This window comes from Rhodococcus sp. ACPA1 (assembly GCF_002300195.1).
GTDB classification, from domain to species: Bacteria; Actinomycetota; Actinomycetes; order Mycobacteriales; family Mycobacteriaceae; genus Rhodococcus_F; species Rhodococcus_F opacus.
This window is the reverse complement of the sequence record NZ_NSDX01000002.1, coordinates 202,066-217,821: the sequence shown is the minus strand read 5'-3', so window position 1 is coordinate 217,821 and position 15,756 is coordinate 202,066. Positions and strand designations below refer to the sequence as shown.

Genomic DNA, 15,756 nt, shown 5'->3' with positions numbered 1-15,756 from the left:
TCGGTTGGAGGAGCGAAGTGGGGCTCAGCCCGGGAGCGGAAGCATCTGGTTGATGGTCTGCGCGGCCGCCACCGAGCCCTGCAGGTCGCTGACGAGCCCCTGAACGATGGCCAACAATTGGCGGCCCTGATCACCGAACGCTTGCGCCGAGTCCACGAGCGGGAGCACAGTGTTTTGAACTTCCCCGAGGATGCCCTGGATGTTGGTCAGCTGATCGTTCGTCAACTGCGCCCCGTCGGTGCTGCTGGCAAGCATCTGCGCTGCCGGGGCGATCGCTTCATCGAGTCTGGTCAGCAGCGGCCCGAGCGCGGCGGTCGCATCGAGTGCGGTCTGCGCGGTGTGGGTCAGTTCGGTCAATTGTGCGAGTTGCTTGGTCAGTCGGTCGTTGACGTCGACGATGCCTTGGGAGGCGGTGATGCTCGTTTCGTTGGCGCGTTGCTGGTTGTCGAGTCGGGTGTTCAGGTTGAACACGACGAAGGTGAGCAGGCCGAGAACCCCGACCGCGACGATCGACAGGACCAGGCGCGCCGGTCCGCCGCGGCGTCCGAAGAAAATCAAGGTTCTTGTCCTACTTTCCAGACAGGTCGTTCGCGGATTCTTCCGCCGACAGGCGGGCGCTGTGGACCTTCGCGGCGGTTGATCGTGCGTCGGCGAGGATTGCGTCCAAGGTGGCGCGGTCGCCGGCGACAGCCGCAGTGGCGCCGTCGACCGGCGCCTGCAGTGAGCTGATGTGCGCGGTCAACGTATCCAGCGAGGCGACGAGATCGGTCACGTTCGCACCGGCGAGGTCGAGGGTCTTCTGCACGTCGCCGGTGATCTGCCCGGTGAGGGTGTTCAGTTCCGCCGTCACGGCCGCATCGGTGCTCAGGACACTCGCCAGTGACGCCTTCATCTTCTCGAGCGCGTCGAACGCGGCCAGCGTGACCTTCTCGTGCTCGACAATCTGATCCAGGGCCGGGTTGTAGTTGCCGGCGGACACCACCGCCTGGTCGAGCCGATAGGGCGTGGCCGTCAAGTCGTAGATCCGGGGATACAGGTATAACGCACCCACTGAAATCAGCGCGAGAACCATGAGCACGCGCGCCACATTCGTTGTGGTCGAGCCGCGCCGCGGCGGATCGGCGAATCCGTCCGGTGCGATCTCATCGGGAGATGCGATCGGCATGGTGGCCTCGCTATCGAGGGTGTGCCGGTTCCGGCTCGAAATCGCCGTCATGACTCGACAACCGAGACCAGCGCGATAGTGCGCAACGCCGTCAGCGTGTGTGTGAGAAGACCCTTCACCACGAGCTTGTGCGTGAGGATTCCGCCGAGCACCTTCATCCCACGGTTGGTGAAGAAGCCCACCGGGATCAACCCGCCGGCTTTCATAGGCAACTGTGACACATCTAGGATCTGGTCCACGCTGGCACTGATGGTGACGCTCGGCCGACCCACGATGTCGTTGTAGACAATTGCCGCGTCGGTGCCGAACACGATCGTGCAGGCGCTGTCGGTGTCGGTGCTGTAGATCGACACCGGCCGGGAGATCTTACGTGCGAACTTGACTCGGGACGGAAAGTTCTCGACGTTCTGCCCGATCAGCATCCCGACGATGCTGGCGACGCCGTTCGCGTCGTCCCCGTCGTACAGAGTTACCGGGTATGTCTCAATTTCAACAGTGGTCATCGATCATGGCCTTTCACAGCAGGGGTCAGCGAGATGTCCTATCGGCCCCTGCGCGGGACTCGCCTGGAGAACACGCGAGTCCCACACGGGCCGTTTGCTAGTGGGTCACACGTCCCAGTCCGTGGGCACCTGACCCCACGACAACAGGAAATTGTTGAAGGCTCCAGCATTCTCGATGGCCGCCGACATCGGCCCCTTGGCGAATTTGACCTTTCCGGCCAGCAACAGTTTTCCGCCCTCTGCGTCGCCCTCGGCTGCGCGCTGCCACGTCTCGAGGGTCCCGTTGATCTTCAACCACAGGTCGCTCTCGTCGAACTTGCGGATCGTCCAGGAGACGATCTTGGCTTTCTCCCACTCGATATGGCAGGCCACATCGTCTTTGCCGATGGTGCCGAACTCCATGCGGTTGGTGAACGAATCGGGGTCTTTGAACCCCTTGTATACGTCCGCGTTCGCGTTGACGGCCCCGAGCGCCAGTTCACACCACTCCTGCGAGAAAAACTTCAGCTTGTCGCTCATCGGTTCGACTCCTGTTCAATGACTCTGCCTCAAAGGGATTGTGCAAATGCGCATTTCGCTCGGATGGCGACTCGGTGCTGGCGTACATCACCACACGACATTCCCGAGTGATACCGCTCACATCCAGAATTACCGTAGGCATTGATTTTTCACTCGTCAATTACCAATTCCTGTCAGCTTTTGCGGCATGAACGGTCTCCCGAATCGAACCGCAGAGAGCGACACCACCGGAATACAACGAGGTCAAAGGTGGATCCGGCGCCGGACGATCAACCCTCGTTCAGGTGCGGCAACTGGCTCGGTCGGCGACGGGTCACGGTGCGCCTCGACCGACGAACGCCCACGCGCACCTGTGCCAGGCATCCGGAGCGCCCGACACGAGTAGAGGAATCCTGCTGACTCGTCGCACATTCCGCCACCGAATCAGCGCTGCACTGGTCCACGTCTCCTCACCAGTGTGTAATCCACAAGAGCATGGTGGACGTGAAAGTAGGAGAAACCCGCCAAATGGAAGCCGACGGGGCGGCGGCGACCCGCCGTACGCTCCACCCTGCCCAAAACCACCATCAACGCCACTTTCTAGCATCACCGAGATGGGGGACCGATGGTCAGTGATCGACGGACGTCATGTGCGATGCGCACGCTCAGCGGGATGAAACGTGGAAGGTCAGCGCAGCCGGCGCGCCCTGATGATGCGCGAAACTTCGCTACGCCCCACCCGGGCCCGTCGGCTCACCGGTCGATCGTGCTGACCGCGCACCACCGTAACGGCGAAACCGGCACACGTCATGTCGGCGGACCCGCGTCCTGCTGACGGCGTTGATGAAATCGCTCGCGCTGCTCATCGAGCAAGATCACACCACGACGCTGGACGCGGTGATGTTCACGGGCAATCAGCAGTCGTACCGACGTGGTCCGCCGTTCCAGCTCGGCCGCGCGCCTGGCCGCGTTCTCATCGTTGAGCAGGTACGCCGCGGCACGGTCGCAGTCGATCAGGATCTGCTCGTAGGCGAGCCGTACCGGCTCCTGTTCGTCGAGCCGAGACACCGCCACGTCTTCGAACAGTTGCAGCGGAAGCCGCGCAAGTCGGTAGTTCACGCGTAGTAGGGCCAAGGACAGGGAGCCGAGTGTCACACGCGGAATCGTAAGCTCGACGAAAGCACTTGCGGATAGAGTCTTAAGTCCCGTCGTTGATATCCGCGCCTTCCGCGGAGCGCTCATGCCGTGTGGATTGTCGTCGGGATCGCCATGCCACGTGACATCGGCCTCGAAGCCCACCGTCGACCCCTCCAGGCAGGCACCGGAGCCAATCGTATTGGGCCCCAGCTCCTCCCCCACATGAAGTCCATACCTCGATCTGTGATGACAGCGGCTCACTTCATTGTCCGACTCTCCGATCCGGATCACAGCACCCCGTCAACGCGGAGAGATTCCCGCTCGCGGTCGATGTCGGTTACCGCGAGTCACACCGGACGGTTTCGGGGCTTCCCCAACATGGACGGTTGCCCAGTGGCGCTCCTGACAGGAATGCGGTACAAACGAGCTCTGCAACTCAATTGTGATCCAAATCACTCTTAATCGTTACCGGAGGAGACAGACAAACCTCGCAGGCGGCCCCTGCCGATCGGACCCGACATCGCCACCGCCTGCATCTATCCTTGCGAAAGGAGCATGGAATGCATCCCTCGCTACCCATGAAGCAGTGGATACCCGGCGGTACAGAACGCCTCACACAGCCAGTCATCGGTGCCGGTGCCTCACTATCCGTAGCCATGCCCGCGTGGATGGTCACCAACTCACTGGGCGCCACCGCGGCGATCGTCGCCGCGACATTCGCCGGCCTCATCGCGGCAGCTGTGATGCTCCGACCTTCTCCATGACGCGCCCCAGGGACGCCGCCCGCGCGGCGTGCCGTTCCATGTCGACGGATGACGGCGACCGAAAGGCCGACGTCGACCGCAACCCGTCGACATCCCAGGAATCGTAAAGGCTCGGTACAACTATGCCCTGGACTGTTGTGGTCATCGCCGTCACGTTGATCGTGGTGGTCGCCTCTCTCGGCGCAGCGCTCGCCGCGGATGCGATGTCGCACCGTCACGGACGCGAACCCGAACCGTCACGTGCCGGTGGATCGGGCGCTGCCCCCGCGCCGACCACCCGGATCCGCAATCCCCGCTGGCGCCGGACCGCTGTGCGGGCCTGGACAATCTGTGGTGCCGCCTCGGCGATCGCGATTGCACTCGTCGGATTGCTGATGTCAGCTGGTTGAAGGCAGACCCCCGTCGGCGCCCACCACTGGCTGCCACCTGCCGGAGAGCCCGACTCCGAAGGCGAAGACGTACCTGATCCGCGCGGCCGCACTCCTTTTCATCCGACCTCTACGACGGAGGCGCCGGCCAGGGATGGTCGGGGCTGATGATCTTCACGATCTCAGCGAAGAAGTTCCACACGCCCAGCGGGTCGACGTTCGTATTGACCAGCATTACCACCGTCTTGCCCTCGGGCGGAAGGTAATAGGCGTAGGTCTGGTAGCCCGCGATATTTCCGTTGTGGCCGATCCAGCCGTTCTGGTACTCGACCCCCAGTCCGTACATCGAATCCGTACCTTCCGACGGCGCCGGCTGAAACTGCTCCCGCTCGCGCTGAGTTGCCGGCGAGAGCAACGTTCCTCCTGCCAAGTCGCGCACCCACACACGCAGGTCGTCGAGCGTCGAAATCATGTTTCCCGCACCGAATCCCCACGACGGGTTCCAGTCGGTCGCGTCCACCGTCTCGCCGTCAATTGTTTTCGTGTATCCGTGAGCGTGCGGTGACGCAAAGGCCGCATCGGTCGGGACCGAGGTGTGGCCGAGACTCTCGGGTCGCGCGATGTACTCGTCGATATAGGCGTTCAGCGGCTGCCCGGACACCTTCTCGACGACGAGGCCCAAGAGCGCGGTATTGGTGTTGGAGTAGTCGAACTCGGTGCCCGGTACGAACAGCGGTGGACGGCTGAAACCGATCTCGAGCAGTTCCTGGGGCGTCCATTGACGCTGCGGCTGACTCGGGAGCGCCGGGATCACCACGTCCGAGTAGTCGGGAAGCCCACTGCGCATGGCCGCCAACTGGCGGATGGTGATCGTGTCCCCGTTGGGAACGTCGGGCACATACCGGTCGATCGGATCGTCGAGGCCGACCTTTCCCTGATCGACCAGTTGCAGCACGGCGGTGGTGGTGAAGGTCTTGGTCACGCTGCCGATGCGCATGAACAGGTCGGGCGCCATGGGGTCGCCGGTGGCCGTATCGCGTACCCCGAACGCCTGGACGTAGGGCTCGGCGCCGTCCTGCCAGATACCGACGATGGCCCCGGGAATCGAGGCGTGCTCCATCGTCCTCGGAATCGTTTCGGTCAGCTGTGCACCTGGCCCGGCCGGTTGAACTGCCGACTCACCGCATCCCACCAGTCCCGTCACCGAGATCGCCAAGACGGCGACGATCCGCCGCCCCGAGAATGTTCGTGCCACCCCGCTCCCCAATCCGTGCGTTCAGTATCGGTCTACTTGAAGCTTGCCTCATCGGCTCCGCCTCGGATCGGTTTCGGGCGCCCGATTTGAGGCAAACGCCCCATGCGGCCACCGAACCGGCGGGCCGATGATCAGGGCATGACAAAGCGAGTTCAGGAATCACTGAGATCACCCGACATGACCGCATCGACATTGGAACCACCGACCGTGGGGCGGGTCGATGCCGTCGACGTGAGCCGGCAGGTCGGGGCGCGGCGGATCCTCCAGGAGCTGTCGCTGTCGGTCGAACCCGGCGAGTTGGTCGCCATTGCCGGCGGCAGTGGAGCAGGAAAGAGCACATTGCTGGAGATCCTCGCGGGACTGCAACCACCGTCCGCCGGGGAGGTTCGACACGACGGTGTCGTTCGCGGTGCCCGAGTCAGCGCCGATTCCCGTATCGGCTACGTGCCCCAGGACGACATCATCCACCTCGAGATGCCCCTGCGCCGCACGCTGCGGTACGCGGCGCGGCTCCGGCTGCCCGCGGGCACATCGGCGGCCGAAGCGGATCGGATAGTCGAGGAGACCATGCAGGACCTCGACCTGGCTGATCGGGCCGAGGTGCTGGTCCGTGCACTGTCCGGCGGCCAGCGCAAGCGGGCCAGTATCGCCGTGGAGCTACTGACCCGGCCACACCTCTTCTTCCTCGACGAACCCACCTCCGGGCTCGACCCGTCGACCGCAGCCGACGTGATGCGCCTGCTGCGTCGACTCAGCCGGCGCGGGGTCACGGTCGTCCTCACGACGCATGAGCCGGCCGGCATCGACCGGTGTGACCGGGTGGTGTTCCTGGCTCGCGACGGTCACCTGGCCTTCACCGGCAGCCCGACCGAGGCACGGCGCTACTTCGGCGTAGAGGATCTCGCCGAAGTGTACGACCGGCTGGCTCGTGAGCACACCCCTCAGATCTGGGCGGAGCGTTTCGCGGACAGTGGTGTGACGTCCGAAGCCCGGCCCGGATCGGTACTACCGCCTGTCCCGCCCGTCGCGGCCGCCCTTACAGACGTCACACGCACAGGCATGGTGCGGCAATGGTGGCTACTCACCCGACGCAATGTAGATGTCCTCCTTCGCAACCGGCTGACCCTGGCCGTCCTGCTCGGCTCACCGGTGCTGGTCACGGCGATGATGGCGACACTGTTCCAGCGCGGCGCGTTCGATCCGCGGAGCGCAGCCGACCTCGGCCCGGCCCAGATCGTGTTCTGGATCGCATTCGCAGGTTTCTTCTTCGGCCTCACGTACGGCCTGCTCCAGATCGTCGGGGAGATGGCCGTCTTCCGGCAGGAGCGCCTGGCCGGGCTCAGCGTGGGCGCCTACGTGGCCTCCAAGGTGACAGCGCTGCTTCCGGTGCTGGCTGGGGTGAGCGCGCTGCTGCTCGGTGTGCTGCGGGCGCTCGGTCGGCTCCCCGCCGTCGGATGGGACGTGTCCGCCCTCCTGTTCGTGACGATTGTGATCGAGGCGACCTCGGCACTGGCCCTGGGCTTGCTCGCCTCGGCCGCGGTCTCCAACGCCGCGCAGGCCGCCCTCGCCCTGCCGATGCTCTGCTTCCCTCAGGTCCTGTTCGGTGGCGCCATCGTCCCCGTCGACGAGATGGCCATCCCTGGACGCCTGATGAGCCTCGGCCTATCCAACCGCCACGCATTCGAAGCACTGGGACGCGACCTGGATCTCGATCGGTACAGCGCCACGCTGCCGGCCATGTCCGCCTACGGCGAGACCTTCCACGGAGGCACCGGCGCCAGCCTCATCGCGCTCGCCTCGTTTGCCGTCGGCCTCACGCTCGCCACGGTGTGGGTACTGGACCGGCGGTCCCGGCCCGGCGCATCCCGGCGATGACGGCCCCGCACGACCGGTCCCACCAGATGGCGGATGCGTCACTTCCCCACGGCCGTGTTGACCGGGAAGCCCACCAGACCCCGATCGATCGCGGCGAGACTGGCCTGCGTGCGGTTGTTCACCCCGAGCTTGGTGTAGACACGTTCGACATGGTTGCGTGCCGTTTTCTCGGCGATGAACAGTTCGGCGGCGATCTCTCGGTTCGACCGGCCCTGCGCGACGAGTCGCAGGATCTCGACCTCGCGGTCGGTCAGCCCGGCCGGCCAGGGCGTCCGCCGCGACAGCCGCTGCCCGGCCGCCGCCAGCACGGCCGCCACCGACTCGGCGTCGAGGCGTCCGGCGCGCGCCTCTTCTCTCAACCGATCGGCAGCGCCGCGAGGATCGAGCGCCGGCCGGTGTGGACGTGGCTCGAGAAGTCCCTGATAAACCTCCGCCGCGGCAAGCAGTCGGTCCTGCGCGGTCAGCTCGGCGCCGGCGATCCCCCGGGGAAAGCCGGACCCGTCGATCCGTTCCCGGTGCTTCATCGCGACGGACACCACCGCCTCCAAGCCGTTGACCCGGCTCAATATCCGGCCGGTCAGATCCGGATACATCCGTACCCGTTCCCATTCAGCCGTAGTGAGCGGCCCCTTCTTCTCCCAGATCTGGTTGGACACTCCCATTTTGCCGAGGCTGTGCACGAGGCCGGCACGGTAGAGATGCGTGATGTCCGACGGCGACATGCCCACGTGGCGTGCCGCCCCGGCCACCAGATTCGCGACGCCACGCGAATGTCCCAGAGTGAACGGAGATTTGAGATCGACAAAATCGGCCATGGCCCTGAGTAACTCGTCGCTCTCGTCGGCCTTCAGGGTTCGATCACGATCGGGTGCTCGAGCCAACGCCGCGACCCAGACGTCTATTTCGAGCAACCCGTCCACGATCGCCGCCGCGTCACGTTCGAATACGTCCGCCACGGCCGGGCTGAACTGACTACCGCGCCGGGAACGGAGAACGTCCTTCGCGTGCTCGAGCCCACCCGTCCGCAGGTGCACTTCGACGACGTCTGCCACGTGAGCGATGTGGATCTCGACCGGGATGCCCTCTCCGCGACAACCGTTGGGTAACCCCCGGCCGTCCCAGCGCTCGAAGACGTAGGCCAGCGCCTTTCCGACCTGCCCGTCCAAGCCCATCCGATCGGAAAGAACCCCGGCGGAACTGCAATGCGAATGGATCAGTGTGGCAACCTGGCTGCGAGCCGCGACCAGAAGGGCAGCAGCACGGATGCCGCGCTCCCAGCCCGGCAATCCGCGTCCCACATGACTCATCATCAGGCGCAGAAACGGCAGGCCGGTCATGTCCACCGCGTAGGTGTCGGCCCGGAAGGCAATGTCGTCGCCGAAGAGCGCCGAGAGTTCGTGGGAGTCGGCGTGACAACCGATCCACCCGACCAGATTGGCGTAATACACGGTCGCTCGCTGTTGCGGGTCGAGTCCCATCCGCTCCGCGATCCGTGTCGCGATCAACGACGACCGAAGCATGTGTTCCATCGGTTGACCCAGACCGAGGTCGATCGCCAGCGATACCGCGGCAAGCAGTTCGGCTCTGCTCAGACCTGTTCCCGAGCCGGGCAGCGTCCCGTGTGGGTGCATCTTCCCATTGTCCACCTGAACCTGAACACGGCCAGACCTGGAAGCAACCCGAAAAGCCAGGTACCCACATACGCCGAACGACCGGTGTGGATGCGCGCAGGTCAACCCACAATTGTGACCAACCGATACACCGAACCACAGCAAGGAGGCCGCGGACAAAGCTTCCGACCCACAACTTCACTCGCAGTCACGCAGGCAGCACACCCCGCGCAGACAGGAAACATGCGCCCCTTATGAGGGATCAGTGCTGCACCCAAGGACGCACCGCCGACCGGTGCGTGTCGGGGATGGTCCGCCCGTGCGAAGCACCCTCGCACGGGCGGACCCACTCCGTGTCTGTCGTCTCGGCAAGCCCGAAGCTCACCCTCGAGCCCTTTCGTACACCTGTTCCAGGGGACCCGATGTTGCCCCATTCGGGCAATGCCCACCTCGCAAACTGGGTAGGGTCCGATTCCATGGCTGACCAGGGGAAGATCCGGACCGTGGTGTGGGGCACCGGGAATGCGGGGCGCGCCGCGATCCGCGCGATCGATGCACATCCCGGACTCGAGCTGACCGCAGTGATCGTCGCCAACCCGGAGAAGGTCGGACGCGATGCCGGCGACCTCGCCCGCCTGGGCCGCTCGGTGGGGGTGGCAGCAACCGACGACGCCGATGCCGTGCTCGCGACGTCCCCCGGCGCTGTCGTCTACGCCGCGTCGGGCGACATTCGCCCGGACGATGCGGCGGCGGACATCACCCGCGCACTCTCCGCCGGGGCCGTCGTCGTGACCCCGTCGATCTATGCGCTCTACGACCAGCGCAACGCGCCGGCCGAGTTGCGCGACCCGATCGAGGCGGCCGCGAAGTCCGGCGGCGGCGCCCTGTTCGTGTCGGGCGTCGATCCGGGATGGGGCAACGACATCCTGCCGATCCTGCTGACAGGCCTGGCCGGCACGATCGATCAGATCCGTTGCCAGGAGATCTTCGACTACACCACGTACGACCAGCACGATTCTGTGCGGTACCTCGTCGGTATGGGCCAGCCGATGGACTACGAACCGCCGATGGTCGCGGCGACGGTACCGACGATGGTGTGGGGCGGCCAAATTCGGCTCATCGCCCGGGCCCTCGGTGTGGAGCTCGACGAGATCCGGGAGACGCTGCTGCGCCGGCCGCTGGACGAGACGATCACCACCGATCTCATGGGCGAGTTCGAGGCCGGTACCCAGGGAGCGCTGCGTTTCGAAGTCCAGGGCATCGTGCGCGGCGAGCCTCTGATCGTCATCGAGCACGTCACGCGGATCCACCCGTCGTGCGCCCCGGACTGGCCCGTGCCGCCCGACGGCGGGGACGGCGCTCACAAGGTGATCATCGAGGGACGACCGCGCATCGAGGTGAACGTGGAGGCCACCGACGAGGGCGGCAACCGAGCGGCGGGTGGCAACGCCACCGCGGTGGGGCGCCTGGTCAACGCAATCCCGTGGTTGCGGACGGCCGCGCCGGGGCTCTACGACGCCCTGGACGTCCCGCTCACCCCCGGTCACGGCAAGCTCGGCTGACACCACCCACGAGGGCCACACTTAGCCCTTGCACTAACCATTGTTGCGGTGGATACTTTGCCTTATGGCTCAGTATCCGGAGCAGCTGAACGGCATCTTCCAAGCGCTCGCCGACCCCACCCGGCGGGCCGTGCTGGGCCGTCTGAGCCGGGGCCCGGCGACGGTCAGCGAACTGGCGAAACCGTTCGACATGGCCCTGCCCTCCTTCATGAAGCACATCCACTTCCTCGAGGACAGCGGATGGATCCGGACGCACAAGGAGGGCCGCGTACGGACGTGCGCGATCGAGAAGGAACCGTTCACGGCCGTCGAGGCGTGGCTCGCGGAGCAACAGGAACTGTGGGAGAGCCGCACCGACCGACTCGAACACTTCGTCACCGAACACACCGTCACGACACCCGCAAAGGACACACCGCAATGACCGACACTGCGAGACCCGATCTCGACCTCACGATTTCGCGCATCATCCGGGCACCCCGTCCGGTCGTGTGGCGCGCCTGGACCGACCCCGCCAGCTTCGAGCAATGGTGGGTCCCCGCGCCGTCGCGGTGCCGGGTCGTCGACATGGAACTACGCCCGGGCGGGGCGTTCACGACCCAGATCAGTGAGGACGGTGGCGAATTCGTGCCGCACATCAGTGGCTGCTTCCTCGCCGTCGACGAACTCGAACGCATCGTGTTCACCAACTCGCTGGTCGGTGGCTGGCGACCCGCCGAACAGCCGTTCATGACCGCGATCATCACGTTGAACGACCATCCGACGGGCACGGAGTACGTCGCCCACGTGATGCACAAGAACAACGCCGACCGCAACACCCACGAAGAAATGGGCTTCTACGACGGCTGGGGCACCGTCACCGAGCAGCTCGCCGAACTGGCCGAGCGACACGCGTAATCGAGGGGGCCGACATGCGCAAGATCGTCCTGCAGATGATGACGACACTCAACGGCCGCCTCGACGACCCCGCGGCGTGGGTCCACGACGTCGTCGACGACCAGTACCGCGAGATCGATCGAATCTATTCGAGCTACGACACGGTGCTGGTCGGGCGCACCACCTACGAGGAGATGGCCGCCTACTGGCCTCGCGCGCTGGCCGAGCATGCCGGAACCGAAACCAATCAGGTCATGGCCGAACGGATGAACACCTACCGGAAGCTGGTGTTCTCCCGCTCCGGCGACGACCCGGTGACCGAATGGACCAACACCGAACAGGTCGTCGTGGCCACCGACGACGAGCTCGCGGCGTACCTCGAGGACCTGAAGAGCCGGCCGGGCAGAGACATTCACCTGTCCGGCGGCTCGTCCTTCGCGCGATCGGTCCTCGCGCTGGGGCTGGTGGACGAGTTCTACTTCTTCGTCTATCCGGTCGTGTCGCCGGGTGTTCCCTGGTTCTCGGAGATATCCGACCAGCGCGACCTCCGACTAGTGAGCACGGAGTCGTACGGCAACGGGGTGGTCGAAGTGCATTACGTGCCCAGGGAACGCGCCGACGCACCCAGGCCGGACAGCTTCACCGACATGCTCGCGTAACGCGGATCAGCCCACCGTCGCAAACTCCCCTGCCGCAGACCATCGTTGCCGCTCGGCGGCGAACGCGACGGCCTGCTCGGCTCGGAAGTCGCCGATCGATTCGGCGTTCGCCGTGAGGAACTGCTGGTGCTCGGCGAGCGAGAACGTGCCCTCGGTGATCTCGATACCGCCGCCGCGACCGGCTGCGACGTCGGATCGCAGGTCCATCAACTCGTCCGGTTCCACGGGGTACCAGGAGATCCGGTCGAAGAAGCGCAGCAGCCAGGGGGTACCGTCCTCGAACGGTCCCGACTTCTCGGGATGCCGATGGTTCCACACCTGGGTGGTTCGGCCGACGAACTGGTAGCCGCCCGGACCCTCCATTCCGTAGATGCACAGGTATGCCCCGCCGATACCGACCGCGTTCTCCGGCGTCCACGTGCGGGCCGGGTTGTATTTCGTCGTGACCAGCCGATGCCGCGGGTCGAGTGGTGTCGCGACGGGTGCGCCGAGGTAGACGTCACCGAGCCCGAGCACCATGTATTCCGCTCCGAAGACGGTGTCGAAGACGTCGTCGACGCTGCCGAGCCCGTTCATGCGGCGGATGAACTCGATGTTCCACGGGCACCACGGTGCGTCGGAACGGACACCGTGCATGTAGCGCTGGATCGCCTCACGCGTCGAGGGATCGTCCCACGACAGCGGCATCCGCACGGACCGGCTCGGCACCACGAGTTCGTTCGCCGCGGGTAGCGCGTCCTCCGCCTCGCCGAGCAGCCCCATGAGCTTCGGGATCGGCAGCACGTCGGGGTCGACCCGGACCTGCAGTGAGCGGATGCCCGGTGTCAGGTCGAGGAGCCCGGCCGGCTTCTCGATCTCGAGACGCTGGTGCAGCGCGTGGGCGCGGGCCCGTAGTGCGAGGTCGAGGGTCATGTCGCCGTACTCGACCAGGACGTTGTCGTCGCCGGAGCGCCGGTACGTCACGGCGGTCTCGCCGTCGCGCCGGGCGATCACGCCGTCGTCGCGATCGCCGGTGGTGGAGAAGACCGTCGAGTGCGCCGCCCGCCGCGCGGGCCCCAGCGTCCGTGCGGACGCGGCCCGGTCGGCCTTGATCGGCACGAAACGCACCGTATCGCCGGGGGCCAGTTGTCCGAGCTTCCAGCGTTCCGCGGAGACGACCGTGACAGGGCACACGAACCCACCGAGGCTCGGTCCGTCCGGGCCCAGGAGGATCGGGGTGTCCCCCGTGAAGTCCAGGGCGCCGACCGAATACGCGTTGTCGTGGATGTTGGACGGATGCAGTCCCGCCTCGCCGCCGTCCGTGCGGGCCCAGTCGGGCTTGGGTCCGATCAACCGCACCCCGGTGCGGTCCGAGTTGAAGTGCACCTCGTAGTCGGTCCGGTACAGCGTGTCGATGTCGGCGCGGGTGAAGAACTCGGGTGCGCCGTGCGGGCCCTCGGTGACCGCGATCTCCCAGCGACTACACAGGGCCGGAACGTATTCGGCGGGAACGGCGGCCGCGCGGGCGCCGGTGTGCTCGCCGACCGCGAGAACATCGCCCTGCCGCAGCGTGCGGCCCTGATGTCCACCGAACTTGCCGAGCGTGAACGTCGAGGCGCTGCCGAGGAAGTCGTCGACGTCGAGCCCGCCCTGGACGAGTACGTAGATGCGGAGGCCGGGTCCTGCCACCGCGCCGACGTCCAGGACTGCGCCTGCCGGAACCCGTACCGGACGCCACTGCGCCTGCAGCACTCCGTCGACGGTGACCGGGGCGGGCGCGCCCGTCACACACACCACTGTGTCCTCGTCGAACTGCAGTGCAGGACCCGACATGGCGCATTCGATTCCGGGCGCGCCCTCGTCGTTGCCGAGCGCGGTGTTGCCGAGCCGGAACGACAGGTCGTCCATCGGCCCCGACGGCGGCACACCGACGTGCCAGTACCCGGTCCGTCCAGGGAAGTCCTGCACCGTGGTGAGCATGCCGGGCCGGTGCACGGTGATCTTGGCGCTCATGCCTGCGCTCCCGTCGGCCGGGTCACGATCATCCGAACCGGGGTCGGGTCGAAACCGTTGCAGGGATTGTTGATCTGCGGGCAATTGGACACCAGTACCAGAACGTCGCGCTCCGCGCGGAGTGCCAGGCGGCGGCCGGGCGCGGACAGGCCGTCGACGATTCCGAGCGTGCCGTCGGCGTCGACGGGAACGTTCATGAAGAAGTTGATGTTCGACACCAGGTCCCGCTTGCCGATCCCCCACCGGGATCCTTCGGCGAGGAAGTTCTCGACGCAGGCGTGCTGGTGCTTGGTGTGGTGGCCGTACCGCAGGGTGTTCGACTCCTGCGAGCAGGCGCCGCCCACCGTGTCGTGGGAACCGACCTCGTCGGCGACGAGCGTCATCAGCGCGTCGTGATCGTCGGTGCGGAGGACACTTCCCGTGGTCAGGAACAGATTCCGCTGCGCCGACACCGTCGCGGCGGCCGAGTAGCGTTGCCGGTGATCGTCGGCCGCGTAGATCAGAGTGTCCACGGCCTGGTTGCCGCACAGATCGACGATGGTCAGGACGTCACCGGCCACGACGACGGTGGACCAGGGTCCGCGGGCGCCGACTTCCTCGTCCAGGATCACCGTTCCCGGTACCAGCGGTGCGGCCTCGATGGTGGTGGTCATGCCTGCTCCCGTCCCTGGCGCTGCGCTGCAGCCCAGACGTCTTCGGTGTTGAGGAAGGCGCGTCGGTACTCCGGATCGGCGTCGACGGGTTCGGCCACGTCGGCGCCGGTCCAGGCGAGCACTTCGAGCGCGGTCGTGTCGTACGTCGGCGAAGGATCGAGCGGGTGCGACGTGTTGGCGATCAGAACGATCACCGGGAGGTGGATCACGAGATCGATCGCGGTGTCCGCGCCGGCGGATCCGATGCTGCTCAGCGACCCGTCCTCCCCCACCCGCACCCCGTGGAAGAACGACAGCGAGGGCGGGAGGTCGCGCCGCTCGAGTCCGTGCTTCGCCGCCGCCACGGTGAAGAGTTCACGGCCGGCCGGGGACGCCGAATGCAGGCTGCCGTCACCGTATCTCGCGGTGTTCGAGGCGAGCGACGTGGTGCCGCACAGGGCGTCGTGCCGCCCGGACCCGTCCGACACGAGCGTCGCGAGCACGCGCCCCTGATCGGAGAGCAGCGGATGCCCCACCCCCAGGTACGCCTGCCACGGCACCTTCACGGTGTCGGCGACGTTGAGCCGCTCCCACGGCGCGTCCGCCCGGTACAGCAGCAGGTGGGCGCAGGCCCGGCCGTCGAGGTCACGCAGTCGCAGTCGTGTGCCACGGCTCAGCACCTTCGTGGTGTACCGGCCACCGGGCACCGTTTCCGCCCACGTGAGCAGTGCCGGATCGATGTCGGACGGAGGAGTGGGCCAGGACGACGCCGGGACCACCGGCATCGAGTCGGTGACCACTCCCGACTGGGCACGCGCGTGTTCCTTCGCGGCGCTGGTGGTCGAGGTGTCCACTGAGGTCAT

Annotated in this window: 16 protein-coding genes; 6 read left to right on the top strand and 10 right to left on the bottom strand. The window is 66.1% G+C overall.

Annotation, left to right across the window (positions count from 1 at the left end; translation table 11 throughout):
* Positions 1-24 precede the first annotated feature (24 nt).
* From CJ177_RS07650 to CJ177_RS07630, 5 genes are all read right to left on the bottom strand, one after another.
* The gene (locus CJ177_RS07650; protein ID WP_061045207.1) at positions 25-558 is read right to left on the bottom strand and encodes a hypothetical protein; all 534 of its coding nucleotides are present in this window, start codon (positions 556-558) and stop codon (positions 25-27) included.
* A 10-nt stretch (positions 559-568) separates the two neighbouring features.
* Positions 569-1,216, bottom strand: coding sequence for a hypothetical protein (locus CJ177_RS07645; RefSeq protein ID WP_095867511.1), 648 nt, complete (start codon positions 1,214-1,216; stop codon positions 569-571).
* Entirely contained in the window at positions 1,213-1,668 is a 456-nt protein-coding gene (locus CJ177_RS07640) for a hypothetical protein (protein WP_061045208.1), read from the bottom strand. Before CJ177_RS07640 ends, CJ177_RS07645 begins: the two co-directional genes overlap by 4 nt.
* Before the next feature lie 105 nt (positions 1,669-1,773).
* Positions 1,774-2,187, bottom strand: a complete 414-nt coding sequence (locus tag CJ177_RS07635) for a hypothetical protein (RefSeq protein WP_061045209.1) — start codon at positions 2,185-2,187, stop codon at positions 1,774-1,776.
* Between the two features lie 786 nt (positions 2,188-2,973).
* Positions 2,974-3,321 (bottom strand): hypothetical protein, encoded by a 348-nt coding sequence (locus CJ177_RS07630; RefSeq protein ID WP_005241050.1) that lies wholly within the window; start codon positions 3,319-3,321, stop codon positions 2,974-2,976.
* An 868-nt stretch (positions 3,322-4,189) separates the two neighbouring features.
* On the opposite strand from CJ177_RS07630, the gene CJ177_RS07620 reads away from it, so the two are divergent.
* Entirely contained in the window at positions 4,190-4,456 is a 267-nt protein-coding gene (locus CJ177_RS07620; RefSeq protein ID WP_005241045.1) for a hypothetical protein, read from the top strand.
* Positions 4,457-4,565: 109 nt separating this feature from the next.
* On the opposite strand, the gene CJ177_RS07615 is transcribed toward CJ177_RS07620, so the two are convergent.
* A complete protein-coding gene (locus CJ177_RS07615; RefSeq protein WP_179443167.1) occupies positions 4,566-5,690 on the bottom strand; it encodes a serine hydrolase in 1,125 nt (374 codons plus the stop codon).
* Positions 5,691-5,867: 177 nt separating this feature from the next.
* Between CJ177_RS07615 and CJ177_RS07610 the strand changes: the two genes are divergently transcribed.
* Entirely contained in the window at positions 5,868-7,565 is a 1,698-nt protein-coding gene (locus CJ177_RS07610; RefSeq protein ID WP_257014465.1) for an ATP-binding cassette domain-containing protein, read from the top strand.
* Between the two features lie 38 nt (positions 7,566-7,603).
* Here CJ177_RS07610 and CJ177_RS07605 read toward each other — a convergent pair whose 3' ends face one another.
* Positions 7,604-9,196: an HD domain-containing phosphohydrolase gene (locus CJ177_RS07605; RefSeq protein WP_025432428.1), complete on the bottom strand. Its 1,593-nt coding sequence runs from the start codon at positions 9,194-9,196 to the stop codon at positions 7,604-7,606.
* Positions 9,197-9,651: 455 nt separating this feature from the next.
* On the opposite strand from CJ177_RS07605, the gene CJ177_RS07600 reads away from it, so the two are divergent.
* The 4 genes from CJ177_RS07600 to CJ177_RS07585 all read left to right on the top strand — a co-directional run bounded on the left by CJ177_RS07600 (position 9,652) and on the right by CJ177_RS07585 (position 12,269).
* Entirely contained in the window at positions 9,652-10,737 is a 1,086-nt protein-coding gene (locus CJ177_RS07600; protein ID WP_005241036.1) for a dihydrodipicolinate reductase, read from the top strand.
* Positions 10,738-10,801: 64 nt separating this feature from the next.
* Positions 10,802-11,158 (top strand): helix-turn-helix transcriptional regulator, encoded by a 357-nt coding sequence (locus tag CJ177_RS07595; RefSeq protein WP_005241034.1) that lies wholly within the window; start codon positions 10,802-10,804, stop codon positions 11,156-11,158.
* Positions 11,155-11,631 carry an SRPBCC family protein gene (locus CJ177_RS07590; protein WP_005241031.1) on the top strand — a complete coding sequence of 159 codons (477 nt, stop codon included), beginning with the start codon at positions 11,155-11,157 and terminating at the stop codon, positions 11,629-11,631. The genes CJ177_RS07595 and CJ177_RS07590 overlap by 4 nt, the downstream gene beginning before the upstream one ends.
* Before the next feature lie 14 nt (positions 11,632-11,645).
* A complete protein-coding gene (locus CJ177_RS07585) occupies positions 11,646-12,269 on the top strand; it encodes a dihydrofolate reductase family protein (protein WP_082764862.1) in 624 nt (207 codons plus the stop codon).
* A gap of 6 nt (positions 12,270-12,275) precedes the next feature.
* Here CJ177_RS07585 and CJ177_RS07580 read toward each other — a convergent pair whose 3' ends face one another.
* Genes CJ177_RS07580 through CJ177_RS07570 form a run of 3 tightly spaced genes read right to left on the bottom strand, consistent with a single transcriptional unit; the run spans position 12,276 to position 15,756 of the window.
* Positions 12,276-14,261, bottom strand: coding sequence for a 5-oxoprolinase/urea amidolyase family protein (locus CJ177_RS07580; protein ID WP_005241028.1), 1,986 nt, complete (start codon positions 14,259-14,261; stop codon positions 12,276-12,278).
* On the bottom strand, positions 14,258-14,914 hold the full coding sequence (locus tag CJ177_RS07575; protein ID WP_095867510.1) for an urea amidolyase associated protein UAAP2: 657 nt from the start codon (positions 14,912-14,914) through the stop codon (positions 14,258-14,260). Before CJ177_RS07575 ends, CJ177_RS07580 begins: the two co-directional genes overlap by 4 nt.
* Positions 14,911-15,756 carry an urea amidolyase associated protein UAAP1 gene (locus tag CJ177_RS07570; protein ID WP_095867509.1) on the bottom strand — a complete coding sequence of 282 codons (846 nt, stop codon included), beginning with the start codon at positions 15,754-15,756 and terminating at the stop codon, positions 14,911-14,913. Before CJ177_RS07570 ends, CJ177_RS07575 begins: the two co-directional genes overlap by 4 nt.